A 16,624-nucleotide genomic window follows, 5' to 3' on the forward strand; every position below is an offset into this window, starting at 1 on the left:
ATCCTCGCACGCCTGGCGTTTATTAAACACTGTTGCTTTAATAAAGCCATGTCTCTTCGCACCGGACTGCTCGGTTACGGCATCGCCGGCCGGGTGTTCCACGCCCCGCTCATCGCCGCCACCCCCGGCGCGGAGCTGTCCGCGATCGTCACCGCCGACCCGGGACGACGTGCCCGAGCCGCCGCCGAGCACCCCGGCGCGACCCTGCTGGGCACCTCCGACGAGCTGTTCGAACTGGACCTCGACCTGGTCGTGGTCGCCTCGCCGAACCGCACGCACGTGCCGCTCGCGCTGGCGGCCGTCGAGGCGGGCGTGCCGGTCGTGGTGGACAAGCCGTTCGCCCCGACCGCCGCCGAGGCGCGGCGCGTGCTCGACGCGGCGCGCGACCGGGGCGTGCCCGTGACGGTGTTCCAGAACCGGCGCTGGGACAGCGACTTCCGGGCCGTCCGGTCGCTGGTCGCCGAGGGCGCCCTGGGCGAGGTCGCGCGGTTCGAGTCGCGGTTCGAGCGGTGGGTGCCGGAGGTCTGGGACAACTGGCGCGAGCTGGGCGCCCCCGAGGAGGCCGGCGGCCTGCTCTACGACCTGGGCGCGCACCTGGTCGACCAGGCGGTCGAGCTGTTCGGCCCGGTGGCGGGCGTCTACTGCGAGCTGGACCGGCGCCGCCCGGGCGTGGCGGTCGAGGACGACGTGTTCGTGGCACTGACCCACCGCGACGGCGTCCGCTCGCACCTGTGGGCCAGCGCGGCGGCGCCGCACCACGGACCGCGCTTCCGGGTGCTCGGGTCGAAGGCCGCCTACGTCTCGCACGGCCTGGACCCCCAGGAGGAGGCCCTGGCCACCGGCAAGCCGTTCAACGATTTGTCGACATATGGCCGTCTGGGCCTGCTCGACGAGGCCGAGGAGGTCGTCGCGCCGCCCGGCGCGTACGCGGAGTTCTACCGCCTGCTGGTCGCGGCGCTGACCGGCGGCGGGCCGCTGCCGGTCGAGCCCGGGTCGGCGGTGCGGGTGCTGGAGGTGATCGAGGCGGCGTTCGAGTCCGCCCGGACCGGGAAGGTGGTGGCGCCGTGAGCCTGCTGGAGGAGTTGGCGGAGCAGGAGGCCAAGCTCGTGTTCACCTCGTTCGACAACGAGGTGGCGCTGGACCTGGGCGCGTTCCTGCTCGACGCGGCCCGCTCGGCGGGGTTGCCGGTGACGATCTCGGTGCGGCGCGGGCGGCAGCGGCTGTTCCACGCGGCCCTGCCGGGCACGTCGGCGGACAACGACGAGTGGATCGACCGCAAGTCCCGGGTGGTCGACCGGTACGGGCAGAGCTCCTACCGGGTCGGCGAGGGGTTCCGGGCGCGCGGCACGACGTTCGAGGAGAGCTCCCGCCTGGACCCCGACCGCTACGCCGCGCACGGCGGGGTGTTCCCGGTGACCGTGGCGGGGGTGGGGGTGGTCGGGACCGTCGGCGTGTCGGGGCTGCCGCAGGCCGAGGACCACGCGTTCGTGGTGGAGCAGTTGGGGCGCTTCCTGGCCCGCTGACCCCGGGCAGCCGACCCCGGGCAGCCAGCCCCGGACAGCCAGCCCCAGGCCACTCGCCCTGGGCCGCTCGCCCCGGGCAGCCGACCACCGGCCCACCAACCCGGCCCACCAACCCGGCCCACCAACCCGGCCCACCCGCCCGCAGCAGCCCCGACCACCACCCACCACCCCGCCCCCCTCAGCGGCCGCACCCCCTCGGGGTCCCAACCCCCTCGGCCGCCGACCACCACCCACCGCCCTCGGCGGCGGCCGTCCGCCCGGCCGCCGCCCGCCACCCGACCGCGTCCCACCCCCGGCGCGGTCGGCCGGAGGGGGCTTCCCGGCGCCCCGGGAAGCCCCCTCCTCAAAACTCAGCGACCCCCGTCAGCGGCCCCTCAGCAGAAGACCTCCTCCAGCAGCTGGTCCGCCCCATTGACCGGCCCGGGGTCCGGCGCCGAGGTCACCGAGGCCGTCAACCGGGTCTTCGTGTCCGCCGTGCTCATCATCAGGGTGGAGTAGCCGGGGATGCCGCCGCCGTGACCCCACACCGTGACCCCGCACGGCAGCTCGGTCGACTCGATCCCCAGCCCGTACCCCTGCCCGGGCCCGGCCTGGACCGTGGTCAGCAGCTCCCGCTGCTGCGCGGGCCGCAGCAGGCGGCCGTCCAGCAGCGCGTCCACGAACCGGCCCAGGTCCTCGGTCGTGGAGATCATCTCGCCCGCCGAATAGGCGACCGACGGGTTGATCTCGGTGATGTCGGCGACCTCGCCGGCCACCCGCACGTAGCCGTGGGCGTGCGGACCGGGCACCTGGACCCGCGTGCCCGGCACGGAGGTGTCCCGCAGCCCGAGGGGCCGCAGGACGCGCTGGGCGACCGCGTCGCCGTAGGGCCGGCCGGTGACCCGCTCGACCAGCATGCCCACCACGACGTAGTTGGTGTTGGAGTAGTTCCACCCGGTCCCGGGTTGGAAGTCCAGCGGCTTGGCCGTGGCGAGCGCGACCAGCTCGGCCGGGGTCCACGTCTTGTAGCGGATGGCCTCGTAGCCGTCCGGGTCGAGCGGCAGGTCCTGCGTGTAGTTGTAGAGCCCGCTGGTGTGCTGGAGCAGGTGCCGCACGGTGATCCGGTCGCCGTCGGGCAGCAGGCCGGGCAGGTAGCGCGACACGGGCGCGTCCAGCTCGACCCGGCCCTCGCCCACGAGCTGGAGCACCACGGTGGCGACGAACGTCTTGGTGACGCTGCCGACCCGGAACCGGCCGTCGGTGGGCACCGGGCGCGGCGAGCCGACCTCGGCCGTGCCCGCGCGGGCGGTGAACTCGCGCCGCCCGTCGACCACGCGCGCCTGCGCGCCCTGCGCCCCGGTGCGGGCCATCTCGTCCAGCGCCCGCTGCACGACCTGCCGGTCGACGCGGTCGCCGCCCGGCGCGGCCACCGCCGTGCCACCGATGCCCGTGACGGCCAGCCCCACCGCGGCGGCCAGGGCGATTCCCCTCTTGACCCTCAACGCGTCCTCCCTGTGATCGTCGAGGGCACCGACCCTGCCCGACCGGCACCGCCGCGCGCGTCACCCCGCGGTTGCCACCCGCGTCACCCCCTGGTGGTCGGCGGCGGACGACTTTAGGCTCTTCCACCCCTAGTGGGAGGGGTTCGCGGAACCGATTCCGAACCCCTGATCACTACTCCGTTCGAGTGACACAAATGGTCTAGACCTTGACCGTGAAGTGGTCTGAACCACATCGTGGCATCACCCTGCACTCCTTCCCTGACGAGGAGCACGATGTCCAAGATCCGATGGCATGTCACAGCGTTGTTCGTGGCGGTCGCCACGTTGGTGGTGGGGCTGGCCGTGGCTCCCGCGGCGAGCGGCGCGGGCGGTGTCTCGGCCACCTTCAGCAAGGGCTCGGACTGGGGCACGGGCTACGAGGGCAAGTACACGATCCGCAACAACGGCACCTCCGCGCTGAGCACCTGGACCGTCGAGTTCGACCTGCCCGCCGGGCACCGGGTCAGCTCGGTCTGGGACGGCTCGCAGACCACCAGCGGCCAGCACGTCACCGTCAAGCCGACCTGGAACGGCAGCGTGGGCGTCGGCGCGTCGGTGAGCTTCGGCTTCAACGTGTCCTACTCGGGCGCGTACTCCGCCCCGGCCAACTGCAAGCTGAACGGCGCGTCGTGCGAGGCGGGCGGGACGAACCCGACCACCACGACCACCACCACGACGACGACCAGCACCACCACCACGACCACCACCAGCACGACGACCACGACCACCACGACGAACCCGCCGGGTGGCAAGAAGAACCTGGGCTACTTCACCCAGTGGGGCGTCTACGGCCGCCAGTACTACGTGAAGAACATCCACACCTCGGGCACCGCCGCGAAGCTGACGCACATCAACTACTCGTTCGGCAACGTGCAGAACGGCCAGTGCACCATCGGTGACGCCTACGCCGACTACGACATGGCCTACACCACCGCGAACTCCGTCGACGGCGTCGCGGACACCTGGGACACCGGCGCCCTGCGCGGCAACTTCAACCAGCTGCGCAAGCTGAAGAAGATGTACCCGCACATCAAGGTGCTGTTCTCCTTCGGCGGCTGGACCTGGTCCGGCGGCTTCGGCCAGGCCGCGCAGAACCCGGCCGCGTTCGCCGAGTCCTGCTACAAGCTGGTCGAGGACCCGCGCTGGGCCGACGTGTTCGACGGCATCGACATCGACTGGGAGTACCCGAACGCCTGCGGCCTGACCTGCGACACCAGCGGCTTCGGCTCGTTCAAGACGCTGTCCCAGGCCCTGCGCAACCGCTTCGGCGCCAACTACCTGATCACCGCGGCCATCACCGCCGACGGCACCAACGGCGGCAAGATCGACGCGGCCGACTACGGCGGCGCGGCGCAGTACCTCGACTGGTACAACGTGATGACCTACGACTACTTCGGCGCCTGGGCGGCCAAGGGCCCGACGGCCCCGCACTCCCCGCTGACCTCCTACGCGGGCATCCCGACCGAGGGCTTCTACTCGGACGCGGCCATCCAGAAGCTGAAGAGCAAGGGCGTCCCGTCCGCCAAGCTGCTGCTGGGCATCGGCTTCTACGGCCGCGGCTGGACCGGCGTCACCCAGTCCGCCCCCGGCGGCACCGCCACCGGCGCCGCGCCCGGCACGTACGAGGCGGGCATCGAGGACTACAAGGTCCTCAAGACCAAGTGCCCGGCCAACGGCACCGTCGCCGGCACCGCCTACGCGCACTGCGGCAGCGAGTGGTGGAGCTACGACACCCCGGCCACCATCGGCGGCAAGATGACCTACGCCAAGAACCAGGGCCTCGGCGGCGCCTTCTTCTGGTCGCTCGACGGCGACACCTCCAACGGCGAACTGGCCACCGCCATCAGCAACGGCCTGAAGTAACCACCCCGAAGTAACCGCACCACCGAAGGGCCCCGCAGGCGTCTCCCCTGCGGGGCCCTTCCCCACTCCCCCACCGGCGAGTCATGCCCCCACCCCGCGCGTGTCCTCGAGCGTTATTCAGAAGTCATCGGCTCAGGCGGTAGTGCTCGAGGTTGGTGACGATGCGGATGATGGTGGGGAGTTCGGCCAGGCGGGCGCGGTAGCCGGTGGCGAGGATTTTCCAGTTCTTCAGGTGGGCGATGGCGCGTTCGACGGGCCACCGGTGCCGGGCGAGCAGGGTGTTCCATGCCTGGTCTGTGGGGGTGTGGCGGGTGTGGCCGGGGCGTTTGCGGCGTGGGGTGGTCACGCCGGTGCCCTGGTAGCCCAGATCGCCGATCACGACGGTGGTGGCCAGCAGGTCGGCCAGGCCGGAGAGGCGGTAGGCGCGGCTGTCGTGGGTGCGGCCGGGCAGGGGTGGGAGGACGGCGAGCAGTCGGCCTCGCCGGTCGGTCAGGACCTGGATCGAGAGTCCTTGTTTGCGGTGTTTGCCGTTGTGGTTGGGGTGCGGGCCGCGCCGTGGCGCGTCGGTGGGGTGCGGGTCGGGGTGGGCGCGTGTGCCGGTGGGGATCAGGGTGCCGTCGACCAGCACCGTGGTCAGGCGGGCCGGCAGGTCGGGCAGGCGCGGGGTGTGCAGACAGAGGACCTGGCCGATCAGGGGCGTGAAGCGACGGAAGATCCGGGAGACGGTGGGTTGGGAGACGCCGAACAGGTCGGCCGCGAGGGTCTGGGACAGGTTGTGGCGCAGCAGCACCAGCGTGAGCAGCACACAACGGTGCAGGCTGAGCGCGGGCGGTCGTCCCCGTCGCAGGTCGGGATCGGGGACGACCTGGCGGATCCGGGTGGTCAGCTCCCGCAGCTGGGCAGGGGACAGCCCGGTCGTAGAGTGGTAGCGCAACAGCCCTGTCCTGGTGGTCGTGCTTCTGTGAGAGGAAACCGACCCTATCCGGGCAGGGCTGTTGCGCTGTCAGCCCAGGCATCACCACCGGCCACCCCAGCCAGCAGTTCTGAATAACGCTCCTCCACTCAGACACCGCGTGTCCTCCACTCAGACACCGCGAGTCGAACGTTCAGGACCCTCGTGTCGAACGTTCAAGACCCCCGAGTTCCACATTCGCCACGGGCAGGCGTCACTTGGCCCAAGCGGTCTCGGACACCGGCGTGCGGTCGCGCAGGGGCTCCCACCAGGCGCGGTTGTCCGCGTACCAGCGGATCGTCTCGCGGACCCCCGCGGCGAAGTCGACCCGCGGCTCCCAGCCCAGCTCGCGCCGGATCTTCGTCGAGTCCAGCAGGTAGCGGCGGTCGTGGCCGGGCCGGTCCGGCACGTGGACCCACTCCCGCCGGTTGTCCTGCGACGCGTACACCGGCAGCTCACTGCCGTCGAGCGCCCGCGTGGTGAACAGCGGCAGCCCTTCTCCGGGAACTGGTTCGGCCCGTAGTTGTTGGCGCGGTTGGTGATGGTCACCGGCAGCCCGAACGTCTCGTGGTACGCCCGCACCGCGTGGTCGGCCCCCGCCTTGCTCGCGTTGTACGGCGTCCGCGGCCGGTAGGGCGACCCTCGGTGAACGCCTCGGCCGCGTCCAGCAGCGCCTGCGTGCCCAGCACGTTGGTCCGGAAGAACCGCGTCGGGTCGAGCACGGCCAGGCTGTTGTGCGACTCGGCCGCGAAGTTCACCACCACGTCGACGCCGGTCAGGTCGTGCTCGGCGACGCCGGCGTGCCCGCGTAGGTCAGCGCGTCCAGCGCCACGACCCGGTCCTCCGGGTGCCCGGCCACCCAGTACCGGGTGAAGTGCGAACCGATGAACCCCGCCGCGCCCGTGATCAGGACCGTGGTCATGCCGGCACGCCACCGAAGGGCCGGGGTCCGGGGACCCCGGCCGCTCGGGGTCAGACGGTCAGGCTCCACGAGTCGATGTAGCCGGTGTCCGCCGAGTACACGTCCTGCACGCGGAGCTGCCACGTGCCGTTGCGCGCCTCGGACGACGCGTTGACCGTGTAGGTGGTGTCGATGTCGTCGCCCGAGTCGCTGCTCGACGACTTCAGCCGGTAGGCGGACCCGTCCGGCGCCACCAGGTCGACCACCAGGTCACCCCGGTAGGTGTGCTTGACGTGCACCTCCACCTGCGTGGACGCCGACGCGCTGCCCTCGCACGCGGAGATGCCGATCCCGCTGCTGACGGCCGCCCCGTTGTCCGGGATCGACACGTCCGTGTCATTCGTCTGCCGCGCGCACCCGGTGGGCGGGTTGCCGCCGCCGTAGGGGTTGGCCGCCTTCTTGGCCGCGTACATCAGCATCGGCAGCGTCTTGGGCCAGAACGTCGACGCCTGGCACGAGTAGGCCGGGAGGAACCCGGAGCACGTCCCCGACGACGGCCCGATCTCCCACACGAACGAGGCAACTCCGAGGTCGTCGTACACCCAGTCGTCGGTCGCGCCGGCCGCGTTGTAGAGCACCTCGCCCGGCTGCCCGTACTGCCAGCCCGACCCGGCCAGCCCGGCCAGGTCCCGCGCCATGGCGCGCAGCGGCGCGTCGTTGCCGGTCCGGTAGGCGGTGGTCCAGCCCCACGGGAACAGCACCAGGTTGGCGTAGCTGTGCATGGAGACGACGACGCCGGTGGTGTCGTCGGGCGCGGCGTCGGTCACGCCCGTGCCGCGCCGGTCGCGGTAGAGGCTGCGCCACAGGGCCTGCAACGCCCGGGTCTCCGCCTCGGAGTTGGCCGAGGGGCCCTTGTAGGTCTGGTCGCACGGGTTGGACGACGTGCCCGCGCCGCCCCAGTGCGAGTCGGTGTTGCGGTTGAGGTCGATGCCGATCTGCGAGGACGACGTGCCCGAGCAGTTTGACCCGTTCGTGTTGTTGGCGTTCTTCCGCTGGTAACGGGGCGAGTTGCCGCCCTGCTGGACGATGTTGACGCCGTCGGGGTTGGCGATCGGGACCACCCACACCTCGGTGGTGTCCAGCAGCGCGGTGACCTCCGCGTTGGTGCCGTAGCCCTGGGTGAGGTGGTCGATCCAGCGCCAGGCGACGTCACCGGTGGTCAGCTCCCGGGCGTGCAGCTGGCCCATCACGAAGAACCGCGGCTTGGGCGCGTTCGGGTCGAGCGCGCAGTCCCCGGCGTTCTTCTTGGTGATGCACACCGCCCGCAGGTCGTAGCCGCCCGAGCCCTGGGTCTTCCGCCAGGAATCGCCGTAGTCGACCACGGTGGCCAGGTCCGGGTAGTTCTGCGCGACCAGGTCCAGGTGGGACCAGTGGGCGTTGATGGTGTGGTAGCCGCCGTAGTAGGTCTCGTTGATGTCGGCGGCTTCGACCTGCGCCTTCGCCTTCGGCGGCGCCCACTCGGGCGCGGGTAAGACCTCGTCCACCACCGCGCTGAACCCGGCCTGCTCCAGCCCGGCCCCCGTGGTCGCGTCGCCGAGCACGAACAGGTACTCGCCGTCGCGGTCCTCCAGCACGTCGAACCCGCGCCCGAGCAGGTTCTGGGCCGACGCCCCCAGCGGCGCGTGCACCTTGTACACGTACGTGGGACCAGCCGGCGCCGCGGTCACGTCGGGTGCAGGGCCCGCCGTCGTGGGACTCGCGCTCACGACGGCGGCCGCCGCCACACCGGCCACGGCCAGCGTCAGCAGTGATCGTCTTCTCGACTTCACGTGGTTTCCTCCTAGGCAGGGTGAATTCGGAGGATGGGGCACGCGCGGACCCCTTGCCCACCCACCAATCGGCCATTGCTGTGCGTGATCGCCACGGCTCGCGGACGGCCGATCAGGCGGGTGGTGCGGAGGCACCCCGCCCGTGGTCCGGACGGGGTAGCCGGTCGTGGAGGCGGCCCGCCGTCAACCGCCGTACGGGGAGGGCGCCTTCTTGGCCGCGTACACCAGCATCGGCAGCAGCTTCGGCCAGAACGTCGACTCCTGGCACGAGTAGGCCGGGAAGAAGCCGGCGCAGGTGCCCCAGGCGGGCCCGATCTCCCACACGAACGAGGCAACTCCGAGGTCGTCGTACACCCAGTCGTCGGTCCCGCCGGCCGCGTTGTAGAGCACCTCGCCCGGCTGCCCGTGCTCCCACTCCTCGCCGCCGAGCGCCGCCATGTCCCGCGCCATGCCGCGCAGGGCCGCGTCGTTGCCGGCGTGCCGGTCGTCGGTCCAGCCCCACGGGAACAGCACCAGGTTCGAGTAGCTGTGCATGGAGACGACGACCCCGGTGGTGTCGGCGGGTGCGGCCTCGTCGACGCCCGTGCCCCGCCGGTCCCGGTACAGGCCGCGCCACAGGGCCTGGAGCGCCTGGGTCTCCGCCTCGGAGTTGGCCGAGGGGCCCTTGTAGGTCTGGTCGCACGGGTTGTCCGAGCTGCCCGGACCGCTCCAGTGCGAGTCGGCGTTGCGGTTGAGGTCGATGCCGATCTGCGAGGACGTCGTCCCCGAGCAATTTGACCCGTTCGTGTTGTTCGCGTTCTTCCGCTGGTAACGCGGCGTGTCCCCACCCTGCTGGACCATGTCGACCCCGTCGGGGTTGGCGATCGGGACCACCCACACCTCGGTGGTGTCCAGCAGCGCGGTCACCTCGGCATCGGTGCCGTAGCCCTGGACCAAGTGGTCGATCCACCGCCAGGCGACATCGCCGGTGGTCAGCTCGCGCGCGTGCAACTGCCCCATCACGAAGAACCGCGGCTTGGGCGCGTTCGGGTCCAGCGCGCAATCTCCGGCGTTCTTCTTGGTGATGCACACCGCCCGCAGGTCGTAACCACCCGAGCCCTGCGTCTTCCGCCAGGAATCGCCGTAGTCGACCACCGTGGCCAGGTCCGGGTGGTCCTGCGCGACCAGGTCGAGATGTGCCCAGTGGGCGTTGACCGTGTGGTAGCCCCCGTAGTAGGTCTCGTCGATGTCGGCGGCCTCGACCTGCGCCTTCGCCTTCGGTGGTGCCCACTGCGGCGCAGGCAGCACCTCGTCGACAACAGCGCTGAACCCGGCCTGCTCAAGCCCGGTGCCGGTGGCCGCGTCGCCGAGCACGAACAGGTATTCGCCGTCGCGGTCCTCCAGCACGTCGAACCCGCGCCCGAGCAGATCCTGGGCGGCCACCCCCAACGGAGCACGCACTTTGTACACGTAAGTGGGACCAGCCAACACACTGGTCACATCAGGTACAGGCCCCGCGGCGGTGGGACTGGCGGTGATCACGGCGGCGACCGCCACCCCGGCCACGGCCAGCGCCGGCAGCGGACGTCGTCTCGGCTTCATTCGGTTCCTCCTGGACGGGTCGGGGAAGGAGGATGCGGCAAGGGCGGCTTCTCCGCACCTCCGCCAACCGATGACCACCCGGAGTGATGACCGCAGGTCAGACCGGTGGTTTCGGTACCCGCAGCCGAGGTACCCCGATCTTGGTCCGGGTGGAGGAGGAGCCGTGGCGGACGAGGAACTGATCGCGCGCATCAACGCGCTGGTGGAGGAAGAGCACCGGCTGGAGGGTTCGCGCGTGGGCGAGGGCTTGTCGGAGGGCGACGCCCGGCGGTTGCGCGACTTGGAGGTCGCGCTGGACCAGACGTGGGACCTGTTGCGGCAGCGCCGGGCGCGCCGCGATGCGGGGCTGGACCCGGACGGCGCGGAGCCCCGCTCCCCCGGCACGGTCGAGAACTACCGGCAGTAGGTGATCCGGGGCCGGCGGCGCACCCGGGCCAGCGGTACGTCCGGGCATCCGGGCCGGCAGCGCACCTGAGCCGGCGGCACACCTGAGCCGGCGATGGATAATTGGCGCCGGGTGAGTGCGCCGAGGTAGGTCGAGCGAAGCCGAACAGGGCAAGTCGAGCCGGCAGGACAGCCCGAGCAGCCCGCGCCGCTGGGCAAGCCAGGCGGGTGCGCCGGGCCGAACTAGACCGGCCGAACTAGACCGGCCGAACTAGACCGGGCTGGCCAGACTGAGCCGGGCCGGGCCGGGCCGGGCCGGGCCGAGCCAGGCCGGGCCAAGCCGGGCCGGGCCGGGCCAGGTCGGGCCGGGGCGGGGGCGGGCCGGGGCCGGGGCGGGGCCGGGGCGGGCCGAGTCAGGCTGAGCCAGGCCGGGTCAGATGGGAGCAGGACAGGTGGCGCCCAGCGAACCGCTGCCCATCCCGCTACACCCCGCCGCTCAACTCACCGCTCAGCCGATCGCCCAACCCACCGTCCAGCCAACCCACCGTCCAGCCAGCCGCCCGACTCACCGCCCAGCCGATCACTTCCCCATCACTTGACCCGTCCCCAAGGGCACCCCCCAACCTCCTCCCCGTGGAGGATGTGCGGGTGGATCGGCTGCTGGGTATCGGTGAGTTCGCCCGCAGGTCGCGGCTCTCGGTCAAGGCGCTCCGGCTCTACGAGCGCCATGGCCTGCTGCGACCGGCCCGGGTGGACGAGGCCAACGGCTACCGCCGTTACCACGAGGACCAGCTCACCGACGCCCGGCTCGTCGCCCTGCTCCGCCGCCTGGACATGCCGCTCGCCGCGGTCGCGCGCATCGTCGCCGCCGACGAGGGCGAACGCGCCGACCTGGTGTCGGCGTACTGGTCCGGTGTCGAAGAGCGGGTGGCCGTCCAGCGGGGTTTGGCCGCGCACCTCCGCGTCGTGCTGTCCGGAGGAAGGGGACTGTCGGAGATGTACCGGATCGAGCAGCGGGAAGTGCCTGAACGTGTGGTGTTGACCGAGCAGCGTCACTTGCTGCAACCGGAGTTGACCGCCTGGATCGCCGCCGCCTGGCAACGGCTGACGAAGGCGGCCGAGGCGCACGGCGGCGTGGCCGCGCCCCCGTACGTGGTCTACCACGGTGAAGTGGACCAGGACAGCAACGGGCCCGTCGAGATGTGCGTTCCGGTCAACGCCGAGGCCCTGCCGCCGGACGTCGCGTCCCGCGTCGACCCCGCGCACACCGAGGCATACGCGCGCCTCCCCAAGGCCCAGGTCGCGTTCCCGCAGATCCTGTCGGCCTTCGACGCGGTCGCCCAGTGGATCAAGGAGAACGACCGCGCGGTCACCGACGCCCCGCGCGAGGTCTACTTCGCCGACTGGGACGCCTCGGGCCCGGACGACGAGGTCTGCGACGTGGCCTTCCCGATGCGCTGACCGCGCGAACGAACCACACGGACGAATTGCGAGTTCGAACCACACCAACGAACGAACCGCGACACCGAACGACCGCGCGACCCCGGTTCAGAGCGACCGGGCGAGCCGGTGGTCCAACGCCGTGTGGCGCCGCCCGGCGCCCACGGTGCGGACCGCCTGCCCGATCGCCTTGCGCGACCCCACCAGCACCACGAGCTTCTTGGCCCGCGTCACCGCCGTGTAGAGCAGGTTCCGCTGGAGCATCATCCACGCGGAAGTGGTGATTGGAATCACCACGCAGGGGTATTCACTGCCCTGTGAGCGGTGAATCGTCATGGCGTAGGCGTGGGTCAGCTCGTCCAGTTCCCCGAACTCGTAGTCCACGTCCTCTTCCTCGTCGGTCCGAACGGTCAGCCTCTGCTCCACGACGTCAATCGCCGTGACCACCCCGACGGTGCCGTTGAAGACGTTCTTCTCGTAGTTGTTGCGCATCTGCGTGACCTTGTCGCCGACCCGGAACACCCGCCCGCCGAAGCGGCGCTCGGGCAGGTCCGGCTTGGCCGGCGTCAAAGCCTCCTGCAGCAACGCGTTCAACCCTCCCGCGCCCGCCGGGCCCCGGTGCATGGGCGCGAGCACCTGCACGTCCGTGCGCGGCTTCAGCCCGAACTTGCGCGGGATGCGGTTGGCGACCACGTCGACGGTCAGGGCCGCCGCGTCCTCCGCCTCCTCGGCCGGGAACAGGAAGAAGTCCGGCAGGCCCTGCACGATCGGGTGGTCGCCGTTGTTGATGCGGTGCGCGTTGGTCACCACGCCGGACTGCTGGGCCTGGCGGAAGATGTGCGTCAGCCGCACGTTCGGCACGGGCCCGCCGTCGGCCAGCACGTCCCGCAGCACCTCGCCCGCCCCGACCGACGGCAACTGGTCGACGTCGCCGACCAGCAGCAGGTGCGCGCCCGGGGCGACGGCCTTGACCAGCTTGTTCGCCAGCAGCAGGTCGAGCATGGACGCCTCGTCGACCACGACGAGGTCGGCGTCCAGCGGGCGGTCGCGGTCGTAGGCGGCGTCGCCGCCGGGCTTGAGCTCCAGCAGCCGGTGCACGGTGCGGGCCTCGTGCCCGGTCAGCTCGGTCAGGCGCTTGGCGGCGCGGCCGGTGGGCGCGGCGAGCACCACGCGCGCGCCCTTGGCCAGCGCCAGCTTGACGATCGACCGGACCGTGAAGCTCTTGCCGCACCCCGGGCCGCCGGTCAGCACGGCGACCTTGCGGGTCAACGCGAGCTGGACGGCCTCGCGCTGCTTGTCCTCCAGCGACGCGCCCAGCCATGCAAACGCCTTCCCCCAGTCGACCTTCTGGAAGGCGGGCATGCGCTCGTCGTCGGTCTTCAACAGCCTCAGCAGTTGGTTGGCCAGCGAGATCTCGGCGCGGTGGAACGCCACCAGGTAGATCGCGGGCTCGCCGTCGGGCATGACCTCGCGGACCACGCCCTCCTCGGCGACCAGCTCGGCCAGGCACTCGATGACCAGGCCCGCGTCGACCTGGAGGATCTTGATCGCGGCGGCGATCAGCTCGTTCTCGGGCAGGTAGCAGTTCCCGTCGTTGGTGGCCTCGCCCAGCGTGAACTGGAGGCCCGCCTTGACCCGCTGCGGGCTGTCGTGCGGGATGCCGACGGCCTTGGCGATCACGTCGGCGGTGCGGAAGCCGATGCCCCACACGTCGTTGGCGAGCCGGTAGGGCTCCTCGCGCACGACGTCGATGGCCTTGTCGTTGTACTGCTTGTAGATGCGCACGGCCAGCGACGTGGACACGCCGACGCCCTGGAGGAAGACCATGACCTCCTTGATGGCCTTCTGCTCCTCCCACGCCGCCGCGATCATCTTCGTGCGCTTCGGCCCGAGCTTGGGCACCTCGACCAACCGCTGCGGCTCGTGCTCGATGACGTCGAGCGCGGCGGTGCCGAAGTGGGTGACGATCCGGTCGGCCAGCACCGGCCCGATGCCCTTGATCAGGCCGGAACCGAGGTAGCGGCGGATGCCCTGGATCGTCGCGGGCAGCACGGTGGTGTAGTCCTCGACCACGAACTGCTTGCCGTACTGGGGGTGCGAGCCCCAGCGGCCGCGCATGCGGATCGACTCGCCCGGCTGCGCGCCCAGCAGCGAGCCGACCACGGTCACCAGGTCGCCGCCGCGCCCGGTGTCGACCCGGGCGACCGTGTAGCCGGTCTCCTCGTTGGCGAACGTGATCCGCTCCAGCACGGCTTCCAACACGGCGTCACCCACGCCGCCACCCTAGGCCGCCGCACCGACACTCCATGCTCAGGCACCGCCACTCCACGTCGAGGCACCAACCCCTAATGTCGAATGTTGACATTGCACATCAGGCCCCTGCGCCATGCTTAAGCAGCGATCCTCGATGTCGAATGTTGACATCTCGTGTCCAGACGCCGGCAGTTCGTGCCCGAGCGCTGACTTTCGATGTCAAATGTTGACATTGCACACTTGAGCACCGCACCTGAGCCCGTACTGAGTGCCAGCATCTCGCGTCTGCACATCGCTACCCGTTGTCGAATGTTGACATTGCACACCCGGGTTGAGTACCTATGCGGACCTTCTAAACGCCCGCACCTCACGCCCGAGAGTCAACAGCTGATGTCGAATGTTGACATCTCGCCTCAAGTCCTAGTGCTGCGTCACGCAACCTTGGTCGGGTAATCGGTCCAGCTGCGAATTGGGTGAGGCGGTGGCGAAGCCGGTCTGGCAGTGGGCTCGGGCGTTGCGCCGGTGGGTGTAGGCCGCGACTCGTGTCTTGACCGCGCTTTTCATCTGCATGGATGGAGTTATCGGCGGGCACAGCGCCTTTCCGGCACCGTCGGGTCCCTTTTGCTGGGTTCCTGTTACGAACCGGGTCTGGTCTAACATCGGTCACGTAGGTACCGGCTTCACTGATGAAGCACCGACCGGCATGCGCCGACGTTTGACCGCGCTACGGCGTTCCACCTGCCTGTCCGGCAACACGCGTCGATCCGACGCTCCTACCCGCTTCTGTCGGTGGTCAAACGTGGCGCGCGGCACGGTTACAAGATTGCCCGCTGTCCGGACCTGCGGTGATCCTCGGTTATCGTTGCTCGCGTGCCCACCCACACCGATCCAGAGCGTCTGGCGGCGGTCCGTCGTTACCACATTTTGGACGCGCCCGCCGACGGTAGTTTCGAGAGCGTCGCCCGTGTCGCCGCGCTCGCCTTCGGCACACCGATCGCGACCGTGACGATCGTGGACGTCGACCGCGTGTGGTTCGCGGCCTGCCACGGTCTGTCGGGCGTGACCCAGATCGGCACCGAGCCCGGCCTGTGCGCCTCGGCCGTGTTGCAGGACGAGGCGTACGTGGTGAACGACGGTGCGATCGACCCCCGCACCCTGGACCACCCGCTGGTGCGCGGCGAGCTGGGCCTGCGCTTCTACGCCGCCGCGCCGATCATCACCGGCGACGGGCACCGGCTGGGCACGGTCAACGTGATCGACCGCGAACCCCGCGAGGTCACCGACGCCCAGGTCGCGACGCTCACCGCGCTGGCCGGGATCGTCGCCGACCAGTTGGAGTTGCGCCTGGCCGCCATCCAGGCGGTGCGTGCCGAACGCGGTTTGGACGAGGCTTCCGGAGTGCACGCCACCGCGTCGGCGAAGTTGGCGGGCCAGCTGCGCCACCTCGCGGCCGGCCACCTCGACGGTGAGCACCCCCGGACGTGCCAGCTCGGCTTGTCGAGCCCCTGCGACAACCCCGTCGAGGTCAAGGTCGCCGATCCGTGGGGCGACTCCGCGTGGGGCTGCATCCGGCACGCCGAAGACGTCATCATCAACGAGCGGTCGACGTTCATCGCCGACGAGAAGCTCAACGGACTGGAGCGCTACCTGCGAGCCGCGAAGCACCGCGCCGCCGGACCGGTGCGCACGCCTTAATACGGTGCGCACGCCTTAATACACTGACCGTCGCACCTGCAGCCCGTACCCAGCGGCTTGTCACGCGGCCTTGGCCGGGTAATGGGTCCGGGTGCGGATGGGTGAGTCGGTGGCGAAGCCGGTCTCGGGCCGGGCGCGGGCGTCGCGCCAGCGGATGAACGAGCCGATGGCGGCGTCCTGCTCGGTGTGGCTGCGGTGGTCGGTGCCGTTGAGGGCGAAATAGCGCAGGGCGGCGAACTCGGCCTCGATTCAGTTCAACCGGCTGGAGCAGGTCGGCGGGGACACCAGTTCGGCGTCATTGTCGGCGGCCCACTCGCGGACGTCGGGGTGCCGGTGCGGGGAGAAGTTGTCCACGACCGGGTGGAGCCGCTGGCCGGGCCACCGGGCGCGCAGGGTCTTGAGCAGGTCGAGGAACTCGCGATGCCGTTTGCGGCGCCGGTTCCGGTAGTGGATCTTCCCCGTGGCGAGGTCGAGCGCGGCGAGCACGTGCATCACGCCGTGATGGCGTTGTAGGCCGCCCGTAATCGGCGGGCGACCCGGCGGACCGCCGGGCACTGCCCTTGCGCGGCATCAGGTTGAGCGGCCCGAACGCGTCCACGCAGATCACCCGTCCGTCGTCGGGCGGGTGGTCGTAGAGGTCGAGGATGCGATGCATCTTCGCGAGGAAGTCCGGGTCAGCGGAT

The 16,624-nt window shown here is 70.7% G+C and carries 14 protein-coding genes and 2 pseudogenes; 6 read left to right on the forward strand and 10 right to left on the reverse strand.

Going from position 1 to position 16,624, the window contains the following annotated elements; genetic code table 11:
• Positions 1–48 precede the first annotated feature (48 nt).
• Together EKG83_RS41695 and EKG83_RS41700 are read left to right on the forward strand one after the other, a co-directional pair.
• Positions 49–1,068: a Gfo/Idh/MocA family protein gene (locus EKG83_RS41695; protein ID WP_033432865.1), complete on the forward strand. Its 1,020-nt coding sequence runs from the start codon at positions 49–51 to the stop codon at positions 1,066–1,068.
• On the forward strand, positions 1,065–1,523 hold the full coding sequence (locus tag EKG83_RS41700) for a heme-degrading domain-containing protein (RefSeq protein ID WP_033432866.1): 459 nt from the start codon (positions 1,065–1,067) through the stop codon (positions 1,521–1,523). Before EKG83_RS41695 ends, EKG83_RS41700 begins: the two co-directional genes overlap by 4 nt.
• Before the next feature lie 374 nt (positions 1,524–1,897).
• On the opposite strand, the gene EKG83_RS41705 is transcribed toward EKG83_RS41700, so the two are convergent.
• Positions 1,898–3,004, reverse strand: coding sequence for a serine hydrolase domain-containing protein (locus EKG83_RS41705; protein ID WP_153278765.1), 1,107 nt, complete (start codon positions 3,002–3,004; stop codon positions 1,898–1,900).
• Positions 3,005–3,277: 273 nt separating this feature from the next.
• On the opposite strand from EKG83_RS41705, the gene EKG83_RS41710 reads away from it, so the two are divergent.
• Positions 3,278–4,906, forward strand: a complete 1,629-nt coding sequence (locus EKG83_RS41710; protein WP_033432868.1) for a glycosyl hydrolase family 18 protein — start codon at positions 3,278–3,280, stop codon at positions 4,904–4,906.
• Between the two features lie 124 nt (positions 4,907–5,030).
• Here the strand turns inward: EKG83_RS41710 and EKG83_RS41715 are convergent, their stop codons facing one another.
• The 7 genes and pseudogenes from EKG83_RS41715 to EKG83_RS41730 form a co-directional block, all read right to left on the reverse strand.
• A complete protein-coding gene (locus EKG83_RS41715) occupies positions 5,031–5,840 on the reverse strand; it encodes a transposase family protein (RefSeq protein ID WP_084717238.1) in 810 nt (269 codons plus the stop codon).
• 232 nt (positions 5,841–6,072) lie between these two features.
• Positions 6,073–6,306: a GDP-mannose 4,6-dehydratase gene (locus EKG83_RS49910; RefSeq protein WP_407690745.1), complete on the reverse strand. Its 234-nt coding sequence runs from the start codon at positions 6,304–6,306 to the stop codon at positions 6,073–6,075.
• Positions 6,307–6,392: 86 nt separating this feature from the next.
• Positions 6,393–6,440 (reverse strand): annotated as a pseudogene (locus EKG83_RS49915) (hypothetical protein); the annotation flags it as partial.
• Positions 6,441–6,562: 122 nt separating this feature from the next.
• Positions 6,563–6,622: pseudogene (locus tag EKG83_RS49920) on the reverse strand (hypothetical protein); the annotation flags it as partial.
• 11 nt (positions 6,623–6,633) lie between these two features.
• Positions 6,634–6,780 (reverse strand): NAD-dependent epimerase/dehydratase family protein, encoded by a 147-nt coding sequence (locus tag EKG83_RS49925; protein WP_407690746.1) that lies wholly within the window; start codon positions 6,778–6,780, stop codon positions 6,634–6,636.
• A 50-nt stretch (positions 6,781–6,830) separates the two neighbouring features.
• Complete coding sequence (locus EKG83_RS41725; protein ID WP_084717030.1) at positions 6,831–8,588, reverse strand: M14 family zinc carboxypeptidase; 1,758 nt, start codon at positions 8,586–8,588, stop codon at positions 6,831–6,833.
• A gap of 183 nt (positions 8,589–8,771) precedes the next feature.
• The gene (locus tag EKG83_RS41730) at positions 8,772–10,169 is read right to left on the reverse strand and encodes a M14 family zinc carboxypeptidase (protein WP_033434731.1); all 1,398 of its coding nucleotides are present in this window, start codon (positions 10,167–10,169) and stop codon (positions 8,772–8,774) included.
• 163 nt (positions 10,170–10,332) lie between these two features.
• Between EKG83_RS41730 and EKG83_RS41735 the strand changes: the two genes are divergently transcribed.
• Together EKG83_RS41735 and EKG83_RS41745 are read left to right on the forward strand one after the other, a co-directional pair.
• Complete coding sequence (locus EKG83_RS41735; RefSeq protein ID WP_033434732.1) at positions 10,333–10,575, forward strand: DUF2630 family protein; 243 nt, start codon at positions 10,333–10,335, stop codon at positions 10,573–10,575.
• Between the two features lie 611 nt (positions 10,576–11,186).
• Complete coding sequence (locus tag EKG83_RS41745; RefSeq protein WP_033434733.1) at positions 11,187–12,014, forward strand: MerR family transcriptional regulator; 828 nt, start codon at positions 11,187–11,189, stop codon at positions 12,012–12,014.
• Between the two features lie 87 nt (positions 12,015–12,101).
• On the opposite strand, the gene recD2 is transcribed toward EKG83_RS41745, so the two are convergent.
• Entirely contained in the window at positions 12,102–14,267 is a 2,166-nt protein-coding gene (gene recD2 / locus EKG83_RS41750) for an SF1B family DNA helicase RecD2 (RefSeq protein WP_033434734.1), read from the reverse strand.
• Positions 14,268–15,116: 849 nt separating this feature from the next.
• Here recD2 and EKG83_RS41755 point away from each other — a divergent pair.
• Positions 15,117–15,941: a GAF domain-containing protein gene (locus tag EKG83_RS41755; protein ID WP_228122402.1), complete on the forward strand. Its 825-nt coding sequence runs from the start codon at positions 15,117–15,119 to the stop codon at positions 15,939–15,941.
• A gap of 249 nt (positions 15,942–16,190) precedes the next feature.
• Here EKG83_RS41755 and EKG83_RS48785 read toward each other — a convergent pair whose 3' ends face one another.
• Positions 16,191–16,496: a transposase gene (locus tag EKG83_RS48785; protein ID WP_228122403.1), complete on the reverse strand. Its 306-nt coding sequence runs from the start codon at positions 16,494–16,496 to the stop codon at positions 16,191–16,193.
• Positions 16,497–16,624 lie beyond the last annotated feature (128 nt).

This window comes from Saccharothrix syringae, assembly GCF_009498035.1.
In the GTDB taxonomy this organism is placed as follows: domain Bacteria; phylum Actinomycetota; class Actinomycetes; order Mycobacteriales; family Pseudonocardiaceae; genus Actinosynnema; species Actinosynnema syringae.

Excerpts from the sequence above, each read along its gene's own strand:
- EKG83_RS41695 (WP_033432865.1), top strand. The coding sequence starts at position 49 with ATGTCTCTTCGCACCGGACTGCTCGGTTACGGCATCGCCGGCCGGGTG.
- EKG83_RS41730 (WP_033434731.1), bottom strand. The coding sequence starts at position 10,169 with ATGAAGCCGAGACGACGTCCGCTGCCGGCGCTGGCCGTGGCCGGGGTG.
- EKG83_RS49925 (WP_407690746.1), bottom strand. The coding sequence starts at position 6,780 with ATGACCACGGTCCTGATCACGGGCGCGGCGGGGTTCATCGGTTCGCAC.
- EKG83_RS41710 (WP_033432868.1), top strand. The coding sequence starts at position 3,278 with ATGTCCAAGATCCGATGGCATGTCACAGCGTTGTTCGTGGCGGTCGCC.